Below are 19,026 nucleotides of genomic sequence, written 5' to 3' on the forward strand. Positions count from 1 at the left end.
GGGCCGGCAGCTGCGGGCGTCCGATCACAGGCGCCGGCCGGACGGGTCAGCGCTGCGGCCGCCAGACCATCAGCGCCTGGCTGCGCGGACGCGGCCGCTGGCCGCGGGCCAGCGTCACCACGTCGCCGGCGAGGCCGGCGGCGAACACCCGGCTGGAGTCGGTGCCCCGGCGCTGCCGTGCCATCAGTTCCTCGGAGAGGTCCCGGACCTGGGCCTTGAGCGCGGCGACCTCGTTTTCCAGCTGGAGGATGCGCTTGATCCCTTCCAGCGAGACGCCCTCCTGGGACAGCCTCTGGACCTCACGCAGGGTGTTCACGTCCTTCTGCGAATAGCGGCGCTGCCTGCCCCGCTGGCGCGACGGAGAGACCAGGCCGAGACGGTCGTACTGGCGCAGCGTCTGCGGGTGCATGTCCGCCAGTTCGGCCGCCACCGAAATCACGAAGATCGGCGCGTTCATATCGATGCTCATGGTGCTCTCCCTCCTGCGCTTCGCGCGTTTCCCCTCCGGACTGTCCCGACCTGTCGTAACTTCCCGCTACAGCCTGGCCTTGGCGGCAAGATTCCCGCGCGGGTCGGACCCGGCAGTCGCCGCCGCGAAGGCGTTAACCGCGTCTTCGGCCTCTTTCCCAAGGTTCTGCGGGACCACCACGTCGATGGTCACGAGCAGGTCGCCGGTGTTCTTCGAGGTCTTCACCCCGCGTCCCTTCACGCGGAGCGTTCGGCCGGAGGGTGTTCCTGCCGGCACCTTGACCTTGACGAATTCACCCGTCAGGGTCGGCACGTCGATCTGCGCGCCCAGCGCGGCCTCCGGGAACGTGACCGGGACGTGGATCCGGATGTTGTCGCCGTCGCGCTGGAAGAACGGGTGGGGCTTGACGTTGACGGTCACCATCAGGTCGCCCGCGCCGGCGGGGCCGGCCTGGCCCTTGCCGCGGACGCGGACCTTCTGGCCGTCTTTAATCCCGGCCGGGATCCGCACGTCGATCACTTCGCCGCTGGGTTCGCGCAGCCCGATGGTGGTGCCGTTGATGGAACCGGCGAAGGAAATGCTGGTGGTTGCGGTGCGGTCGGCGCCCCTGCGCGGGGGCTGCTGCTGCGGGAAACCGCCGAAACCGCCGAACAGATCGGCGAACTCCGGCGGCACGGTGCCCGCGGAGCCGGGGCGGGTGCGGGTGCCTTGGCCGAACAGGTTGCCGAAGATGTCCTCGAAGCCGCCCGCGCCCGGCCCGCCGGCGCTGCCGGGACCGCCGGCGCTGAAGCGCGCGCCGCTGCCCATGGCGCGGATCGCGTCGTACTGCTCGCGCTCCCCCGGGTCCGAGAGGACCGAGTAGGCCTCGGAGATGTCCTTGAACTTCTTTTCCGAACCCTCATCCCCCCGGTTGGTATCCGGATGGTGGGTCCGCGCGAGCTTGCGGTACGCCTTCTTGATGTCCGCGTCGGATGCGTCCTTGGAGACACCGAGGATCTTGTAGAAGTCCTTCTCGACCCAGTCCTGGCTAGCCATGCAGGCGCCTCCTTTCAGTTGTCACAAAGTCTATGGGCACCGGCGCCCCCGGACGGTGACGGGTTGGCCTCCGAGCGTCCGAAGGCCAACCCGTCATCAGGGGCTGGGCGCCGTGGCGCCCGCTGCCGGTGTCATTCTGCCGGTACGGCTACCACTACCTGGGCGGCGCGCAGTACCCGGTCGCCGGCCCTGTAGCCCAGGCGCAGGACCTGGCTGACGGTGTCCAGCTCCACCTCGGCGTCGGGCTGCTGCATCAAGGCCTCGTGGATGTTCGGGTCGAATTCGACGCCGGTCTCCTCGATGCGGGCCAGACCGTAGGTCTTGAGCACACCGTCCAGCTTGGTGGCAATGGCCGCGAACGGTCCGTCCGCGAGATCGCCGTGCTGGCGCGCCGCGTCGATGTCGTCCAAGACGGGCAGCAGCGAGTTCAGCACGCCGATGACGGCCATCTCGCCGGCCACGGCGCGGTCGCGTTCCACCCGCTTGCGGTAGTTCACGTACTCCGCCTGCAGCCGGAGCAGGTCGTTCTTCAACTCCTCGGCCTCCTGCGACGTGCTCCCCTGGGCAACAGATTCCCCGGCCGGGACCTCGGCCCCGTTCAGGATCTGCTCCGCCTGGGCCAGCGCGTCGGCGTCGGCGCCCTGGCCGGCCGCGGGGGTTTCTCCCGCGGCCTGCCCGGCGTTCCCGGCTGCTCCCGAAGCGCCGCGGACCTGTCCGGTTTCCGGATCGATCTTGCGGTTGTCGCGGAAGTTCACCGGCTCGCTCTGGTGTTCTTCTTCGTTACCTTTTTCCGCCATGGTTACTTCTTCTCGTCTTCGTCGACCACTTCGGCGTCCACGATGTCCTCGTCGGCCGCACCGGAGCCGGCATCGGAGGCACCGTCGCCGGCGGCCGCACCGTCACCGGCCGCGCCGGAGGCCTGCGCCTGCGAGTAGATGGCCTCGCCCAGCTTGGTCTGGGATGCCTGCAGCTTCTCGAACGCGGCCTTGACCTCGTCGTCGTTGTCCTGCTTTTCCAGTGCGGACTTCAGGGCGTCGACGTCGGCCTTGACCTCGGTCTTGACCTCTTCGGGCAGCTTGTCGTCGTTGTCGGCGAGCAGCTTGTCCACCGAGTAGGCCAACTGCTCGGCCGAGTTGCGGACGTCGGCGGCCTCGCGGCGCTTCTTGTCCTCGGCGGCGTGCTCTTCGGCCTCCCGCACCATGCGGTCGATGTCATCCTTGGACAGCGCGGTGCCGCCGGTGATGGTCATCGACTGCTCGGCGCCGGTGCCCTTGTCCTTGGCGGACACGTGCACAATGCCGTTGGCGTCGATGTCGAAGGTGACCTCGACCTGTGGCACGCCCCGCGGCGCCGGCGCGATGCCGGTCAGCTCGAAGGTGCCCAGCGGCTTGTTGTCGCGGGTGAATTCGCGCTCGCCCTGGAAGACCTGGATGGCCACGGAGGGCTGGTTGTCATCCGCGGTGGTGAACGTCTCGGACCGCTTGGTCGGGATCGCGGTGTTGCGCTCGATCAGCTTGGTCATCACGCCGCCCTTGGTCTCAATGCCCAGCGACAGCGGGGTGACGTCGATCAGCAGGACGTCCTTGCGCTCGCCCTTCAGGACGCCGGCCTGCAGGGCGGCGCCAACGGCCACGACCTCGTCGGGGTTCACGCCCTTGTTCGGCTCCTTGCCGCCGGCCATTTCCTTGACCAGTTCGACGACGGCGGGCATGCGGGTGGAGCCGCCGACCAGCACGATGTGGTCGATGTCGGAGACCTTGATGCCGGCTTCCGTGATCACGTCGTGGAACGGCTTCTTGGTGCGCTCGAGCAGGTCCGCGGTCAGGTCCTGGAACTTGGCCCGGCTCAGGTGCTCGTCCAGGTGCACCGGTCCCTCCGGGGTGACGGAGAGGTACTGCAGGGAGATGTTGGTGGAGGAGGCCGAGGACAGTTCCTTCTTCGCCTGCTCCGCCGCTTCCTTCAGGCGCTGCAGGGCGATCTTGTCCTTCGACAGGTCGGCGCCCTTGGACTTGGCCTGCTGCAGCAGGAAGTCGACCACCCGCTGGTCCCAGTCGTCGCCGCCGAGACGGTTGTCGCCGGAGGTGGCGCGGACCTGGATGGTGGAGAATTCGTCCTCGTCCTTGCCGACTTCCAGCAGGGACACGTCGAACGTGCCGCCGCCGAGGTCGAAGACCAGGATCAGTTCGTCTTCCTTGCCCTTGTCGAGGCCGTAGGCCAGGGCCGCCGCGGTGGGCTCGTTGACGATGCGCAGCACGTTCAGGCCGGCAATTTCGCCGGCTTCCTTGGTGGACTGGCGCTCGGCGTCGTTGAAGTACGCCGGCACGGTGATCACCGCGTCGGTGACCTTCTCGCCCAGGTAGGACTCGGCGTCGTGCTTGAGCTTCTGCAGGATGCGGGCGGAGATTTCCTGGGCGGTGTAGTTCTTGCCGTCGATCTCCACCTTCCAGTCGGTGCCCATGTGGCGCTTGACCGAGGCGATGGTGCGCTCGATGTTGTTGACGGCCTGGCGCTTGGCGATCTCGCCGACCAGCACCTCGCCCGACTTGGAGAACGCGACGACGGACGGCGTGGTGCGGCCGCCCTCGGCGTTGGCGATGACGGTGGGTTCGCCACCCTCCAGAACTGAAACAACGGAGTTGGTGGTTCCGAGGTCGATACCTACTGCACGAGACATACGCGTGTCCTTCCTTTGCGGCCGCCGCAACGGCCTGGATTACTGTGGGCGGCCCGACCCCCGGAGTATCCGGGTGGCGCCGCGGTGGGCGGCAGCCGATGTGAGCCTTCTGCACTCAAGTTTACTCGGACGACAGGCTTTGTCAATCAAGTTGAGCGCATCAGACTCAACTTCTGCTCCGCCGGGTCCCGTGGGAGGCCCCGCCGGGACAACTTGGCCGGCCACCAGATCTTCGGTCCGAGGTCGTAGGAAAGCGCCGGGATCAGCAGCGACCGCACCAGGACCGTGTCCAGCAGGACCCCGAACGCCACGATGAACGCCAGCTGGACCAGGAACAGGATCGGGATCACCGCGAGCGCGGCGAAGGTCGCCGCCAGCACCACGCCGGCCGAGGTGATGACGCCGCCGGTGGAGCCCAGCCCCCGCAGGATGCCGGGCCGGGTGCCCAGCCGCAGGGATTCCTCGCGCACCCGGGTCATCAGGAAGATGTTGTAGTCGATGCCCAGCGCCACCAGGAACACGAAGCCGAACAGCGGCACCGATGCATCCGCCCCCGGGAAGCCGAAGACATGGTTGAACACCAGCGCCGAGACCCCCAGGGCGGCGAGGTAGGACAGCGCCACGGACAGCACCAGCAGCACCGGGGCCAGGACCGAGCGCAGCAGCAGGATCAGGATGAGCAGGATGACGCCCAGCACCATCGGGGTGATCTTCAGCAGGTCGGCCTGCGCCGTCAGATTGGTATCCAGCGCCACCGCGGTGACGCCGCCGACCAGCGCGCCCGGATCGGCGCCGTCCAGCGCCCCGCGCAGGTCGGCGACGGTGCCCTCGGCGGCTTCGGAGTCCGGCACGTCCCGGAGCGTGGCATTGATCAGCACCCGGCCGTCCAGTTCCACCACCGCGTCGCCGCGGGTGTAAAACTCCGCGGACGCCACGCCCTCCTGGTTGCGGACCACATCCAGCACCTCGTCCCGTGCCGCGGCATCGGCGACGACGACGGCGGGGCTGCCGGTACCGGCGTCGAAGTGCCGGCCCAAGGCCTCCTGCCCGTCGGCGGAATCCGTCTGCACCATCACCAGCTCCGACTGCGGCACGCCGTGCGCCTGCAGTTGCAGCACGCCCAGCGCCCCGGCCACCAGGACCAGCACCGAAGCCAGCCACGTCACCCGCGGCCTGCGGGCAACCAGCCGGGCCACCTGCAGCCAGAGCCCGCGCAGGCCCTCGGTCCCGGCCACGGGGCGGTCGGGCCGCGCGCGGTGCAGGTGGTGGCCGGGACGGGGGACGATCGGCCAGAAGGCGGCGCGGCAGCACGGCGGGCAGGAAGGTCAGCGCGGCCAGCACGGCGAACACGATGCCGACCGCGGCGATCGGCCCGAGGCTGCGGTTGGAGTTAAGGTCCGAGAACAGCAGGCAGAGCAGGGCCAGGATCACCGTGGCGCCGGAGGCTGCGATCGGCTCGACGGACCCCCGGTAGGCGGTTTTCATTGCCGCCCATTTCGACTCCTGCCCGCCCAGTGCCTCGCGGTAGCGGGCCGTGAGCAGCAGGGCGTAGTCGGTGGCGGCGCCGATTACCAGGATGAACAGGATCCCCTGGCTCTGCCCGCTGAGCCGGATCCAGCCTTGCAGGGCGAACCAGTACACCACGAGGATGGCCGCATAGAGGGCGAACACGGAGGTGAGCAAAACCAGGAACGGCAGCAGGACCGCGCGGTAGACCAGCAGCAGGATGACAAACACGGCGCCCAGCGCCACGGCCAGCAGGAGCCCGTCGATCCCGCCGAAGGCCTCCACCAGGTCGGCGATGAATCCGGCCGGTCCGGTCACATAGCCGGTGGCGGAAGCCGGGAGTTCGGCCGCCAGCACGGCGCGCAGGCCGGCGACCGCCTCGCCGGTATCCAGGTCCTCGGGCACCGGGACGATGAACTGCACCGCTTCGAAGTCATCGGACGGAATCGGGCCGACCACCCCGGCGGCGCCACCTCCCGCAGGCCCGATGGCCTCCGACAGCTGTTCGGCCAGCGGGGCATACTCCGCCAGTTGCTGCGGCTGGAGCGGGTCGTCGAATTCGACCACGACGATGGCGGGGACCGCATCGGCATCCAGGAACTGCTCCTGCCATTCGCCCGCGGCGGTGGATTCGGCGCCGGCCGGAAGGAATCCCGCCTGGTCGTTGGTGGAGACCTCGGAGAGCTTGCCGAAGGTCGGTCCGCCCAGGCCCGCGGCGGCGAGCCAGGCAACCACAACCAGGGCGGGCAGGAGCATTCTGAGCCAACGGGCCATGGGAACCGGACCTCTGTCAGTCGACGGACTAAAACAAGCTCCACTATAGAGTAGTTCCAGCGTGGAGATAAGTCTCGGGTGAACTATCCTTGGAGAGGCTGCCGGAGGGAGGAACGTGGCGCACAGTGAAGAGCGGCTGCTGCTGTTGCTGCAGCAGTTCGTCGTGGAGAGCGAACGCTACATCGAAGCGGTCAGCCAGCGGGACGCCCTGCACCGCACCGACCTCAACGCCCTGGCCGCGATGGTCCGGGCCGCCGACGACGGCCGCACGGTGACGCCGGGCAGCCTGCGGAACGAGCTGCACCTCAGCTCGCCGGCGACCACCGCGCTGGTGGACCGGCTGGACCGCTCCGGCCACGTGAAGCGGACCCGCAGCGACACCGACCGCCGCAAGGTGCACCTGGAGCTGACGGACCTGGCCCGCGCCACCGGCGGCGCCATGTTCGCGCCGCTGGCCCGCAACATCGGCCGGGTGCTCTCCGACTATCCGGCGGAAGACCGGCAGCGGCTCGCGGCGTTCCTGGCGGACATCATCGCCGCCACCGAAACGGCCTGCGCCGAAGTCTCGTCGGCCGAGGTCACGTCGGCCGACAAATAGCGCAACATTCCGGCACGGCAGCCGCCTGGCCGCGGGGGCGCGGAGTAGTCTCCCACTATGAAGGACGAGGTCTACTCCCACGGACACCACAAAAGCGTGGTCAAAGCCCATGCCATCCGGACCGCCGAGGACTGCGCGGCCTACCTGCTGCCGGAGCTTAAGCCGGGGATGATGCTGCTGGACGTGGGCTGCGGCCCGGGCAGCATCACCGTTGACCTGGCCGAGCGGGTGGCCCCGGGACAGGTGACCGGATTGGACCGGTCCGACGATGTCCTGACCCAGGCGGCCGAACTCGCCGCCCTGCGCGGAATCGAGAACGCCACCTTCGTCGCGGGCAACATCTATGACCTCGAGTTTGATGACGACACCTTCGACGTCGTGCACGCCCACCAGGTCCTCCAGCACCTGACCGACCCGGTGGCCGCGCTCTACGAGATGCGGCGGGTGGTCAAGCCGGGCGGCATCGTGGCCGTCCGGGACGCCGACTTCCACGGCATGAGCTGGTACCCGGAACTGCCCGAACTCGACGACTGGATGGAGACCTACCAGCAGCTGGCCCGCGGCAACCGCGCCGAACCGGACGCCGGCCGGCACCTCATCGCCTGGGCGCAGGCGGCCGGTTTCCACGACATCACTCCGTCGTCGTCCAACTGGCTGTACGCCACCGAGGAGCAGCGCCGCTGGCAGGGCGAAGTCTGGTCGGAGCGGGTCCTGCATTCCGGCTACGCGGAACAGTCGCTGGAGCGGGGACTGATCGACCGGGCCGGGCTGGAACGGATAGCCCGGGGATGGCTGACGTGGGCCGCTGCCCCGGATGCGTGGTTCCTGATTCCCAACGGCGAGATCCTGGCCCGCAAACCCTGATCCCGCCGGCGGGACGGAAGGACTGATATGCCCGGGCACTACGACGTGATCATCGCCGGCGGCGGCCACAACGGCTTGGTGGCGGCCGCCTACCTTGCCCGCGCCGGGCGGAGCGTCCTCGTGCTCGAACGCGAAGACCAGGTCGGCGGCGCCGCGGTTTCGGCGGAAGTCTTTCCCGGCACCGGGGCCCGCATCTCGCGCTATTCCTACCTGGTCAGCCTGCTGCCGCGTCGCATCATCGAGGATTTGCGGCTGGACCTGCGGCTGCTGCGCCGGCGCTTCTCGTCCTACACTCCCCTGCCCGGGACCGCGGCGGGCCTGCTGGTGGACAACCAGGACCCGGACGCCACCCGCTCCTCCTTCGCCGCGGTGGGCGCGGCCACCGACTTCGAGCCCTTCACCGGGTTCTATCAGCGCACCGGCCGGTTGGCGCGCGCCCTCTGGCCCTCCGTCACCGAACCGCTGCCCCGCCGCTCCGAGGCGCGCAGCAGGGTCGGCGACGACGAGGCCTGGCACGACTTCATCGACCGGCCGATCGGCGAGGTCCTCGAGCGCAGTTTCGGCTCGGATCTGGTCCGCGGGGTGGTGCTCACCGACGCCCTGATCAGCACCTTTGCCGGCGCCCACGACGCCTCGCTGCAGCAGAACAAATGCTTCCTCTACCACGTGATCGGCGGCGGGACCGGTGACTGGGACGTGCCCGAAGGCGGCATGGGTGCGGTCAGCGCGGCGCTGGAAAAGGCGGCCCGCAGCGCCGGCGCGGAGCTGCGGACCCGGGCGCGGGTCACCTCCGTCTCTCCCGAGGGAGAGGTGACGTACGACGACGGCGGCGCGGGCGGCGTCGTCGTCTCGGCGGAACGCGTGCTCGCCAACGTCTCCCCCGCCGTCCTCAACGGGCTGCTCGCCGCCGCCGGCGCCGGGCCGGCCACCCGGCCGGAAGCGGCGCCGGAAGGCGCGCAGGCGAAGGTGAACCTGCTGCTGTCCCGGCTGCCGAAGCTGCGCGATGGCCTGGTGGCGCCGGAGGCGGCGTTCGGCGGCACCTTCCACATCAACGAGTTGTACTCGCAGCTGGAAGGGGCCGCAGCCGAAGCGGCCGCGGGCCGGGTGCCGGATCCGCTGCCCGCCGAGATCTACTGCCACTCCTTGACCGACCCCTCCATTCTCTCGCCGGAACTGCAGGCAGCCGGAGCCCACACGCTCACCGTGTTCACGCTGCAGACCCCGCACCGGCTGATCACCGAGGAGAACAACGACGCGATGCGGCAGCGGCTGCAGGACGCCGTGCTCGCCTCGCTCAATTCCGTGCTCGCCGAGCCGATCGAGGACTGCATCCTGCGCGATCAACGCGGAGAGCCGTGCATCGAAACCAAGACCACCCTGGACCTCCAGCGGGAGCTGAACCTGACCGGCGGCAGCATCTTCCACGGTCCCCTGGACTGGCCGTTCGCCGAAGACGACGAACCGCTCGACACCCCGGCGCGGCGCTGGGGCGTGGGCACGGCGCACGAGCGGATCCTGCTCTGCGGGGCCGGCGCGCGGCGCGGCGGCGGGGTCAGCGGCCTGGGCGGCCACAACGCGGCCATGGCCGTGCTCGAGTCCCGCTGACCGAAACCTGCCGGTCCGCACCGTAGGATCATCTGGTGCAAATCTCCTTATGGCTGGCGCTGCTCGGCGCCACCCTGGTTATCAGCTTCACCCCCGGCGCCGGCGCCATCAACACCATGAGCAACTCGCTCAACGCCGGCTTCCGCCGTTCCATCTGGGGGATCTTGGGCCAGCAGGCCGCCCTGGTCATCCACGTGGTGATCGTGGCGCTGGGCCTGGGCCTGCTGGTATCCAATTCGCCGATGCTGTTCGCCGCCATCAAGTACGCCGGCGCGGTGTACCTCATCTACCTGGGCCTGCGGCAGTTCTTCGCCAAGCCGACGGGCAGCGCGGAAATCGAAGAGTCGCGGCGCAACGAGCCCGCCTTCTCCATGTTCCGGCGCGGACTCTGGGTCAACCTGCTCAACCCGAAGGCGATCGTCTTCTTCCTGGCCTTCATGCCCGGCTTCATCCGGCTGGACCAGCCCCAGCTGCAGCAGTACCTGGTCCTGATCGCCACCGTGGTGGTGGTGGACATCCTCGTGATGTGGTTCTTCTTCGCTGCCGCGGCCCGGTCCTTCCAGCGCTTCACGCGGACCACGCGCGGGCTGATGATGATGAACCGGGTCTTCGGCACGCTGTTCATCGCCGTCGGCCTCATGCTGGCGTTCCTGTAGCCCGGTTCTCATAGACTCAAGGACATGTACCGCATCATCGCCGCCAGCACCGGCTGCCCCTGCCGCCGCGGCCCCGTCCGGGGGCATCCCCCGGTCCGGGCCGCCGCCGCGACCGGATGCGGGGAAATCCGTGCGCACTAAGCCCGTACTGATCGCCGTCGACGGGCGCTCGGGGGCCGGCAAGACCACGCTGGCCGTGGAACTGGCAGCGATGCTGCGGGTCCACCGCACGGTATCGCTGTTCCACCTGGAGGACATCTACCCCGGCTGGCACGGCCTGGCCGGCGGGCAGCAGCGGTACCTGGAAACCGTGCTGCGGCCCCTGGCCGCCGGGGACAGCGCGCACTGGACCGCCTGGGACTGGGAAGCAAACGGCGACGGCGCCTCCCGCACCACGGAGCCGGCCGACGTGGTGGTGTTCGAGGGCGTCGGTGCCGCCCATGCCGCTGCCCGCGGGCTCCTCGACGCCGTGATCTGGCTGCAGGCGCCCTCCGCCGACCGGCGCACCCGCGCCCTGTCCCGGGACGGCGATACGTATGAACCGTTCTGGGACGTCTGGGCGGAGCAGGAAGAGGCCTGGCTGGCCGGCGACGACGTCGCGGCGGCCGCCGACGTCGTCGTCGAATCCGGTCCCTCCGGCACCGATCCGGCGCAGGTGCTCCACGCGCTGGCCTCGGTGCCCGCCCTCGAACACGCCTTGGCCCCGGAGCGTGCCGCCCGCGAGGGCGTCCGCTTGGTCGCCGAACGCCTGGCCGCCTATCCGGACGCCGAAGAAATCTACCGGCGCCTGTACGCCGGCTCCCGCCGCAGCGTCTGGCTGGACAGTTCAAATACCCGTGAATCCGCCGACCGGAACCGGATCAGCGTCCTGGCCGACGATGGCGGAGCCTTCGGCGCCTGGGCCGAACACCGCAACGGCACCACCGTGGTCGGCCAGGGCAACGCCACCGCCCGGATCCGTGGCGGTTTCTTCCGCTGGCTGGACACCGTGTGGGGACGCCGCACCGTCACCCTGCCGGCCGGGGTCCCCGGGAACTTCGCCCTGGGCTGGCTGGGCTACCTGGGCTACGGGCTCAAGCGCGAGACCGGGGGCTCGGACGCCGGTGCCGAGGTGCGGGACGGGGCGCCGGATGCCGCTCTGCTGTTCGCCGGCCGGGCCGTCGTACTCGACCACGGGCGGCAGTGCACGTGGCTCCTCGCGTTGGCCGGCCCGTCCGCGGGGGACGACGCCGACGCTTGGCTCGCCGCTACCGGTGCGGTGGTCAGCGGACTGTCCCCGGCCGCCGGCCCCGCCCCGGCTCCGGCCGCGCCGCCACAGGCGCCGGAATTCCGTTCCCGCGACACGCGCGAGGCCTATCTGGCCAAAATCCGGGAAGCGCAGGCGGAAATCACCGAGGGAAACACCTACGAGGTCTGCCTGACCACGGAGCTGCAGGCGACTGCGGCGGAACCGCTGGATCCGCTGGACACCTACCTGGCCCTGCGCAGCCGCAACCCCGCGCCCTTTGCCAGCCTCCTGCGGTTCGGGCGGCTCACCGTGGCCAGCACGTCGCCCGAGCGGTTCCTGGGCCTCGACGCCCGTGGCCGGCTGCGGGCCGAACCGATCAAGGGCACGCGCCGCCGCCTCCAGGATCCCGACGCCGATGCCGCCGTCGTAGAGGAACTCGCCGGCAGCGCCAAGGACCGCGCCGAGAACATCATGATCGTGGACCTGCTGCGCAACGACCTGAGCCACTTTGCCGTGCCGGGCTCGCTGCAGGTCAGCCGGCTGTGCGCCATAGAGTCCTACGCGACGGTGCACCAGATGGTGTCCACGATCGACGCGCAGCTGTTGCCCGGGGCGGTGCGGGCGGAGGCCGTGGCCGCTGCTTTTCCCGCCGGATCGATGACGGGCGCCCCGAAGATCAGCACCATGGACATCCTGGATCGGCTGGAGACCGGACCGCGCGGCGTCTACTCGGGTGCCGTGGGCTACTTTTCGCTGGACGGGGCCGCGGACCTGTCCGTGGTGATCCGCACCCTCGTGATGGACGGCAACCGGTTGAGCCTGGGCGTTGGCGGCGCGATCACGGCCGATTCCGTGCCCGAAGACGAATGGGACGAGGTCCGCGCCAAGGCCTACGGGGTGCTCTCGGCGCTCGGGGCAACGTTTCCGGAGTAACGCAGTCCACCGCGGCGCACCCGCGGCCGGACTTCAAGCGGCAGATCCTGGCGGCGTTCATGGAGGGCAACAAGCACCGCCCCGAGCGGGGCCCGGTTACTGCAGCGTGGCCGTCAGCCTGGCCACGTTGTCCACGTAGCGCTGCCAGCGGGGCCGCTGCCTCCACTCCTCGAGCGTGAGCTCCCGGGAAATGACCCGATAGCTGTCCTGGATCTCCGAGACCTGCTCAACGATGTGGTCCCCGAGCATCATGACGGAGACCTCCATGTTCAGGGAGAAGGAGCGCATGTCCATGTTGCTGGAGCCGATGACCGCGACCTCATCGTCCACGGTGAAGTGCTTGGCGTGCAGCACCAGCGGCTTCGGGTAGCGGTAGATCCGCACGCCGGCCTCCAGCAGCGCCTGATAGTAGGACTGCTGGGCGTGATGGACCAGCAACTGGTCGCCGCGTTCGGATACGAACAATTCGACCTCGACGCCGCGCTGGGCCGCCGTCGTAATGGCATAGAGCAGCGAGTCATCTGGCACGAAGTACGGGCTGCAGATGGACAGCCGCTCCACCGCCGCGTAGATGAGCGTGTTGAACAAGCGCAGGTTGTTCTCGGTTGCGAAGCCGGGGCCGCTGGGCAGGGCCTGGCAGGTCATGGGGCCGGGCTCGCGGAAGGGGGCCGGGGTGAACAGCTCGCCTTCGAGCGTGTCGTCGGTTTCGCTGGACCAGTCGGTGGCGAACACCACGTTCAGCGCCGTGACGATGGGCCCTTCGTAGCGCGCCATCAGTTCCACCCATTTGCGGCCGATCTTATGGCTGGACGTGCGGCGGTAGCCGGGCTCGATCAGGTTCTGCGACCCGGTGAACGCCACCCGGCCGTCCACCACCAGGATCTTGCGGTGGTTGCGCAGGTCGATCCGGCGCCACTGGCCCCGGACCGGCAGCACGGGCAGCATGCGGCGCCAGTCGATGTCGGTGGTCTCCAGCCAGCGGCGGAACTTGCGGTAGCCGGCGACGCGGAGGGTGCCGATGTGGTCGAACAGCAGGCGCACGCGGACACCCCGGGCGGCGGCTTCTTCCAGGGCGGTGAAGAGCTTGCCGGTGGTTTCGTCGCGGCTCATGATGTAGAACTCGATGTTCACGAACTCACGCGCCTCGCGCACGGCCTCGGTCATCGCGGCAATGGACTCGTCGTAACCCGGATACAGCTCCACGTGGTTGCTGTCCACCATGGGGAAGGCGCCGAGCCGCCGGTTCAACTCTGCAGCCGAATGCACCCAGGCCGGGGCTTCCTGCTCGCTGGTCGGCTCCTTGAGGTTGCGGGTGGCGGCCCACACCCGGCCGTTGATCTCCGACTGCTTGGCGATCCGGCGCTCCGAGAGGCGGTACCGGCCGAACATGAAGAAGAGCAGCAGCCCGATCAGCGGGATGAAGAAGATGGCCAACAGCCAGGCCATGGCGGTATTGGGGCGGCGGTTCCCGGGAATCACGCCCAGGGCGATGACGCGGATGGCCATATCCACGACGCCCAGAATCACGACGGCCCACTCGGGGAATGTGCCCAGCCCCGCAAACGACCACAGCACGCGGCTGTTCCTCCCCTCCCGCCGTGTGCCGGCGCAATCCTCCCAGCCTACCCGGCGTTTGGGGGCGGACTCACTAAGCTGGAGCCATGACAGTTCTGGTGTTTTTGGACCCTGCCCACGAGGCGGGACGTGTCGCAGATGCCTCCCGGCCCCAGCTGATGGCCACCGATCTCGGGGCCACCCGCGGAGACGGCATCTTCGAGTCCCTGCTGGCGGTCAACGGGGTCCCGCGCAAGCTGCGGGCGCACCTGGACCGGCTTGCCGGCTCCGCCCGGGCCATGGACCTGCAGCTTCCCTCCCCGGACGCCTGGGAGCGTGCCATCGCGACGGCAATCGCCGAGCACCCGCCGGCCGAGGAGCTGGTAATCAAGCTGCTGGTGACCCGCGGCGTGGAAGGTGCACCCACACCCACGGCCTGGGTTCAGGCCTCGCTGCCGCCGGCGGCAGGGCGGCGCCAGCGCACCGACGGCATTTCCGTGCTGCTGCTCGACCGCGGGTACGACAGCTCGCTGGCCGAACGCGCCCCGTGGCTGCTCATGGGGGCCAAGACTCTCTCCTACGCGGTCAACATGGCGGCGCTGCGTTATGCGCACAAGAACGGCGCCGACGACGCCATCTTCACGTCCAGCGACGGCCGCGTGCTGGAAGGGCCCACGTCCACGGTACTGATGGCGCGGGTGCGCGACGGCGTGAAGACGCTGGTGACGCCGCTGCTGGAGAGCGGCATCCTGCCGGGCACGTCCCAGTCGGTGCTGTTCAAGGCGGCAGAAGCCGCCGGGTGGCAGCTGGGCTACGGCCCGCTGGAGCCGCACGACCTCTACGAAGCCGACGCCGTCTGGCTGGTTTCGAGCATCCGCCTGCTTGCCCCGGTCAAGAGCATCGACGGTAAGGAAATCCCCGTCTCCCCCGATCTGACCCAGGAACTGACGGCGCTGCTGGCCCAGGGCAGCCAGGAGGAGTAACCGGTGAGGAAACATCGCGCCTGACGCTGCCCCGACCGAGTCTTCCGAGGAGCCACCGCCCATGATCATGAAGCTTGAATGCGTCTGCATGCCGACCCTCGACGTTGAGGCCTCCGTCAGGTTCTATGCCGGACTCGGGATGCGGGAGTCCTGGCGGATCAACCGCAAGACGCCGGCAGGACTGGCATGGACCCTGGTGGGCATGCGTTTTCCGGACGGGAACAGTTCCGAACTCGTCCTCAGCGACAACCCCGACAACCGGCGCCTCGAGGTCGAAGTCTTCGTGGGCGATGTCCGGCGCGCCTACGAGGAGCTGTCTTCCAACGGCGGAGTGGAATGGATCGAGGCGCCCTTCGCCACCGAGTCGGGGCATGTGGCCGTGATGCGTGCGCCCGACGGCAACGTCTTCGTCCTGGTCGGTTCGTAGGACGCCGTCCTGCCGTCGGACTGATGAAAAATGCCCCTCGGCCTGGACGCCTTCCGGGATCGATACCCGCTTCGACCACCGCGTTGGTGCAGTGTTAGGGTCGATTGGACCGAAAGATCAGCATGCTGTCGTTCCGTCCGGGGCGGCAGCCCTGAGAAGGAGGACAATGAAGGCTCTGACGTGGCAAGGGAAGCGCTCGGTCAGCGTGGAGGAGGTCCCGGATCCGCGGATCCAGGAGCCCACGGACGCGATCGTGAGGATCACCTCGACCGGCATCTGCGGCTCCGACCTGCACCTCTACGAGGTGCTCACTCCGTTCATGGACAAGGGCGACATCATCGGACATGAGCCCATGGGGATCGTGGAGGAGGTCGGCTCGGCCGTCACGCACATCAAGGCCGGGGACCGGGTGGTCATCCCGTTCAACGTCTCCTGCGGCCACTGCTTCATGTGCCAAAAGGGCCTGCAGTCCCAGTGCGAGACCACCCAGGTCCGCGAGTACAACAACAATGCCCAGTTCCTGGGCTACTCGCGGCTTTACGGCTCGGTGCCCGGCGGACAGGCCGAGTACCTGCGGGTGCCGCACGCGGACTACGGACCCATCAAGGTGCCCCACGCCGGTGAGGACGAGCGCTACCTGTACCTCTCCGATGTGGTGCCCACCGCGTGGCAGGCCGTGCAGTACGCGGCTCCACCGGAGGGCGGTTCCCTGGCCGTGCTCGGCCTTGGTCCCATCGGCCAGATGTCCGCCCGGATCGGCCGGCACCTCGGCTACCGGGTGCTCGCGGTGGACCCCGTGGCGGAGCGGCGGGCAATGGCGGAGCGCCACGGCATCGAGACGCTGGACCTGCACGGCGACGTCGCGGACGACCTGCGGGAGCGCACGGACGGCCGCGGGCCGGACTCGGTGGTGGACGCCGTGGGCATGGAGGCGCACGGCTCGCCCGTGGCCGGCGCGGTCCACCAGGCGGTGGGGCTGCTGCCGTCCGCCGTGGGCCGCAAGGCGATGGAGGCGGCAGGGGTGGACAGGCTCGACGCGCTCTACACCGCCATCGACGCCGTCCGGCGCGGCGGCACGATCTCGATCAGCGGCGTGTACGGCGGGATGAAGGACCCCCTGCCGATGCTGACCATGTTCGACAAGCAACTCCAGTTGCGGATGGGCCAGTGCAACGTGAAGCGGTGGATCGACGATCTGCTGCCGCTGGTCGACCACCCGTCGGACCCGCTGGGCGTGCTCGACCTGGCGACCCACCAGGTTCCGTTGGAGCAGGCGCCGGAGATGTACGAGAAGTTCCAGAAGAAGGAGGACGGCTGCATCAAGGTGGTGCTCAAGCCGTAGTCCTAAACGGATCGGCGGACCCCGGCTGTCATGGGTCGCCGGGGTCCGCCGTACCGGTTCAAACGAAGATAAAGTTCCAGGTCCCGGCGGCCACGGCGGCGGCGGCGGCCGCGCCGGCGACGACCGCGCCGCCCAGCAACACCCACACATCCACCATGCTGTAGGTGGATTCGCGCGCCCAGGTCCGGGGCCCGGCGCCGAAGCCGCGGGCCTCCATCGCGACGGCCAGCCGGGTGGCCCGGCGGATGGCCTGCACGATCAGGCCGAACGCCTGGCCCGCGAACGCGCCCGCCTTGGCCAGCGGCCGGTTCTCCGCCCCGACACCGCGGGCGCGGCGCGCCAGACCGAGGGTGCGCCATTCCTCCACCAGCAGCCCCACCAGCCGCATGGCGGCCAGCGCTCCCAGCACGAACCGGTGGGGAAGCTTCAGCTTCTGCGCCAAGGCGTCCGCCAGGTCCGTCGGGTCGGTCGTCAGGAGCAGGAAAATGCCCGGCAGCGCAACGGCAAGCGACCGCAGTCCGATCGCAACGCCGCCGGCCACCGAGTCCTCGGTGAAGATCAGCGGACCGAACCGGAACAGCACGGCCCCGGTCTTCTCGGCCAGCAAGGCGGTTGCCCAGGCCCCGACGGCAGCCGCCGCAAGCAGCGGCCAGCCGCGCTTCAGCAGCAGCCATGGGCTGACACCCAGCACGGGCATCAGCAACAGTTCGGCGGCCAGCACCACGGAGGCGCTGACCCAGTCCACACTGAGCATGACCACCACGGTGACCAGGGCGGCGGCGGCCAGCTTCGATACCGGGTTGGCGCGGCTGAACGGGGAGGCGGCCAGCCGCGGGTTCATCAGGTCCATGCTCATGCTGCCCTCCCAAGCGGCTGGGCCGGGCGGACGCCGCCGTCCGCCACCCGGATGACGGCGCCGCCGAGCGCGGCGGTGAAGTCGTCGTCGTGCGTCACCGAGACCACGCTCCGGCCCTCGGCCACCAGCTCGGCCAGCAGCGTGACCAGTTCGGCCCAGGTGTTGGCGTCCTGTCCGAAGGTCGGCTCGTCCAGCATCAGGATGTCCGGGCCGGTGGCCAACATGGTGGCTACCGACAGCCTGCGTTTCTCGCCGCCCGAGAGGGTGAACGGGTTGGCCTGCAGCAGGCGGGTCAGCCGGAGCCGCTCGGCGATCGTGTCCACGCGCTGCCGGACGGTCGCCTCGGGCAGTTTGGCCACGCGGCGGGGACCGAATTCCAGTTCGTCGAGCACCGTGCCGGTGAGGAACTGGTGTTCGGGTTCCTGGAAGACGCTGCCGATCCGGGTCACCAACTGCGCGGACTTCCACTTCGCCGGGGACAAGGCGGCACCGCGCTGCAAGGCCGGCGTCGCCGAGAGATCCCCTCCCGCGGGTGCCAGCAGGCCGGCGAGGGTGAGGGCCAAGGTGGATTTGCCGGCACCGTTCGCGCCGGTGACGCTGAGCGCCTGCCCGGCCAACAGGTCCAGGTCCACCTCGCGCAGCACCGGCGCGGCTTTCCGGTTCCGCGACACGTCCAGTGCGGCCGCCCGCAGCAACGGCCCGCCCGGCGCGGGCGCCGCGGGCAGCTCCAGCCGCGGGGTATGACCGGGAACCCAGACGCCGGCCTCGATCAGCCGGGCGCGGGTGGCGCCCTCGGCGAGCACCGTGCCCGGCGGCCCGTCGGCCAGCACGCCGCCGCCGGCCGCGAGCACGATCACGCGGTCCACGACGTCCGCCCAGACCGCCACCCGGTGCTCGACCACCACCAGGGTGGCGCCGGTGCGGTCCAGCACCCGGGCCACGGCGTCCCGTACTTCCCGCACCCCGGCGGGGTCCAGGTTTGCGGTCGGCTCATCCAGCAGCAGCAGCCCCGGCCGCATGGCCAGGACGGAGGCCAGCGCCAGCCGCTGTTTTTGGCCGCCGGAGAGCGCCGACGTGGGATGGTCCAGCGGGACGGCCAGGCCGACGTCGGCCAGGGATTCGCGGACCCGGTCCCAGATCTGCCCGCGCGGCAGCGACAGGTTCTCCGCCCCGAAGGCCACCTCGTCACCCACCCGGGCCAGCACCAGCTGGCTCTCCGGATCCTGCAGCACGAGGCCGGCCCGGCCGCGGGCCTCGGAGGGGCGCACCCCCGCCACGCTCAACCGGCCGGTCTCCTCGCCTTCGCCCTCGTCGCCGAGGACGCCGGCCATGGCGTGCAGCAGCGTGGACTTGCCGGCCCCGGAGGCGCCCAGCAGCAGTACCCGTTCGCCCGGGGCGATGCTGAAACTGGCCGCGCGCACCGCCGGATCCTTGCGGCCGGCATGCCGCCAGCCCCACCCCTCGGCGAGGACCGGCACCGGGCCGGGCGCCGCCGTCGTACTCTGCGCTCCCATCAAACGGC

At 69.7% G+C, this 19,026-nt stretch carries 15 protein-coding genes and 1 pseudogene; 8 read left to right on the forward strand and 8 right to left on the reverse strand.

Annotated elements, in window-relative coordinates; all coding sequences use genetic code 11:
- Positions 1-46: 46 nt before the first annotated feature.
- The 5 genes and pseudogenes from AC5RWG_RS07780 to AC5RWG_RS07800 all read right to left on the reverse strand — a co-directional run bounded on the left by AC5RWG_RS07780 (position 47) and on the right by AC5RWG_RS07800 (position 6,458).
- Positions 47-469, reverse strand: coding sequence for a heat shock protein transcriptional repressor HspR (locus AC5RWG_RS07780; RefSeq protein WP_493978112.1), 423 nt, complete (start codon positions 467-469; stop codon positions 47-49).
- A 66-nt stretch (positions 470-535) separates the two neighbouring features.
- The gene (locus tag AC5RWG_RS07785) at positions 536-1,504 is read right to left on the reverse strand and encodes a DnaJ C-terminal domain-containing protein (protein ID WP_494000692.1); all 969 of its coding nucleotides are present in this window, start codon (positions 1,502-1,504) and stop codon (positions 536-538) included.
- A 131-nt stretch (positions 1,505-1,635) separates the two neighbouring features.
- Positions 1,636-2,301 carry a nucleotide exchange factor GrpE gene (locus AC5RWG_RS07790; protein WP_494022349.1) on the reverse strand — a complete coding sequence of 222 codons (666 nt, stop codon included), beginning with the start codon at positions 2,299-2,301 and terminating at the stop codon, positions 1,636-1,638.
- 2 nt (positions 2,302-2,303) lie between these two features.
- Positions 2,304-4,178, reverse strand: coding sequence for a molecular chaperone DnaK (gene dnaK / locus AC5RWG_RS07795; protein WP_494000694.1), 1,875 nt, complete (start codon positions 4,176-4,178; stop codon positions 2,304-2,306).
- A gap of 146 nt (positions 4,179-4,324) precedes the next feature.
- Positions 4,325-6,458 (reverse strand): annotated as a pseudogene (locus AC5RWG_RS07800) (MMPL family transporter).
- A gap of 115 nt (positions 6,459-6,573) precedes the next feature.
- Here AC5RWG_RS07800 and AC5RWG_RS07805 point away from each other — a divergent pair.
- The 5 genes from AC5RWG_RS07805 to pabB all read left to right on the forward strand — a co-directional run bounded on the left by AC5RWG_RS07805 (position 6,574) and on the right by pabB (position 12,342).
- Positions 6,574-7,056, forward strand: a complete 483-nt coding sequence (locus AC5RWG_RS07805) for a MarR family winged helix-turn-helix transcriptional regulator (RefSeq protein ID WP_494166717.1) — start codon at positions 6,574-6,576, stop codon at positions 7,054-7,056.
- 57 nt (positions 7,057-7,113) lie between these two features.
- Positions 7,114-7,920 (forward strand): class I SAM-dependent methyltransferase, encoded by an 807-nt coding sequence (locus tag AC5RWG_RS07810; protein WP_494000697.1) that lies wholly within the window; start codon positions 7,114-7,116, stop codon positions 7,918-7,920.
- Between the two features lie 27 nt (positions 7,921-7,947).
- On the forward strand, positions 7,948-9,525 hold the full coding sequence (locus tag AC5RWG_RS07815) for a phytoene desaturase family protein (RefSeq protein WP_494166718.1): 1,578 nt from the start codon (positions 7,948-7,950) through the stop codon (positions 9,523-9,525).
- 35 nt (positions 9,526-9,560) lie between these two features.
- The gene (locus AC5RWG_RS07820) at positions 9,561-10,181 is read left to right on the forward strand and encodes a LysE family transporter (RefSeq protein ID WP_494000699.1); all 621 of its coding nucleotides are present in this window, start codon (positions 9,561-9,563) and stop codon (positions 10,179-10,181) included.
- A 130-nt stretch (positions 10,182-10,311) separates the two neighbouring features.
- A complete protein-coding gene (gene pabB, locus AC5RWG_RS07825; RefSeq protein ID WP_494166719.1) occupies positions 10,312-12,342 on the forward strand; it encodes an aminodeoxychorismate synthase component I in 2,031 nt (676 codons plus the stop codon).
- A gap of 96 nt (positions 12,343-12,438) precedes the next feature.
- On the opposite strand, the gene cls is transcribed toward pabB, so the two are convergent.
- Positions 12,439-13,917, reverse strand: a complete 1,479-nt coding sequence (gene cls, locus AC5RWG_RS07830) for a cardiolipin synthase (protein ID WP_494073988.1) — start codon at positions 13,915-13,917, stop codon at positions 12,439-12,441.
- An 86-nt stretch (positions 13,918-14,003) separates the two neighbouring features.
- On the opposite strand from cls, the gene AC5RWG_RS07835 reads away from it, so the two are divergent.
- The 3 genes from AC5RWG_RS07835 (at position 14,004) to AC5RWG_RS07845 (ending at position 16,648) form a co-directional block, all read left to right on the forward strand.
- Positions 14,004-14,879, forward strand: coding sequence for an aminodeoxychorismate lyase (locus AC5RWG_RS07835; protein WP_494000702.1), 876 nt, complete (start codon positions 14,004-14,006; stop codon positions 14,877-14,879).
- Positions 14,880-14,940: 61 nt separating this feature from the next.
- Complete coding sequence (locus AC5RWG_RS07840; protein ID WP_494128925.1) at positions 14,941-15,306, forward strand: VOC family protein; 366 nt, start codon at positions 14,941-14,943, stop codon at positions 15,304-15,306.
- A gap of 166 nt (positions 15,307-15,472) precedes the next feature.
- Positions 15,473-16,648 (forward strand): zinc-dependent alcohol dehydrogenase, encoded by a 1,176-nt coding sequence (locus tag AC5RWG_RS07845; RefSeq protein WP_494025310.1) that lies wholly within the window; start codon positions 15,473-15,475, stop codon positions 16,646-16,648.
- Positions 16,649-16,706: 58 nt separating this feature from the next.
- On the opposite strand, the gene AC5RWG_RS07850 is transcribed toward AC5RWG_RS07845, so the two are convergent.
- Both AC5RWG_RS07850 and AC5RWG_RS07855 read right to left on the reverse strand, forming a co-directional pair.
- Positions 16,707-17,504 carry an energy-coupling factor transporter transmembrane component T family protein gene (locus AC5RWG_RS07850; RefSeq protein WP_494000705.1) on the reverse strand — a complete coding sequence of 266 codons (798 nt, stop codon included), beginning with the start codon at positions 17,502-17,504 and terminating at the stop codon, positions 16,707-16,709.
- Positions 17,501-19,018 (reverse strand): ABC transporter ATP-binding protein, encoded by a 1,518-nt coding sequence (locus AC5RWG_RS07855; RefSeq protein WP_494166720.1) that lies wholly within the window; start codon positions 19,016-19,018, stop codon positions 17,501-17,503. The genes AC5RWG_RS07850 and AC5RWG_RS07855 overlap by 4 nt, the downstream gene beginning before the upstream one ends.
- Positions 19,019-19,026 lie beyond the last annotated feature (8 nt).

The sequence above is a fragment of the Arthrobacter sp. Y3221160 genome (assembly GCF_059092585.1).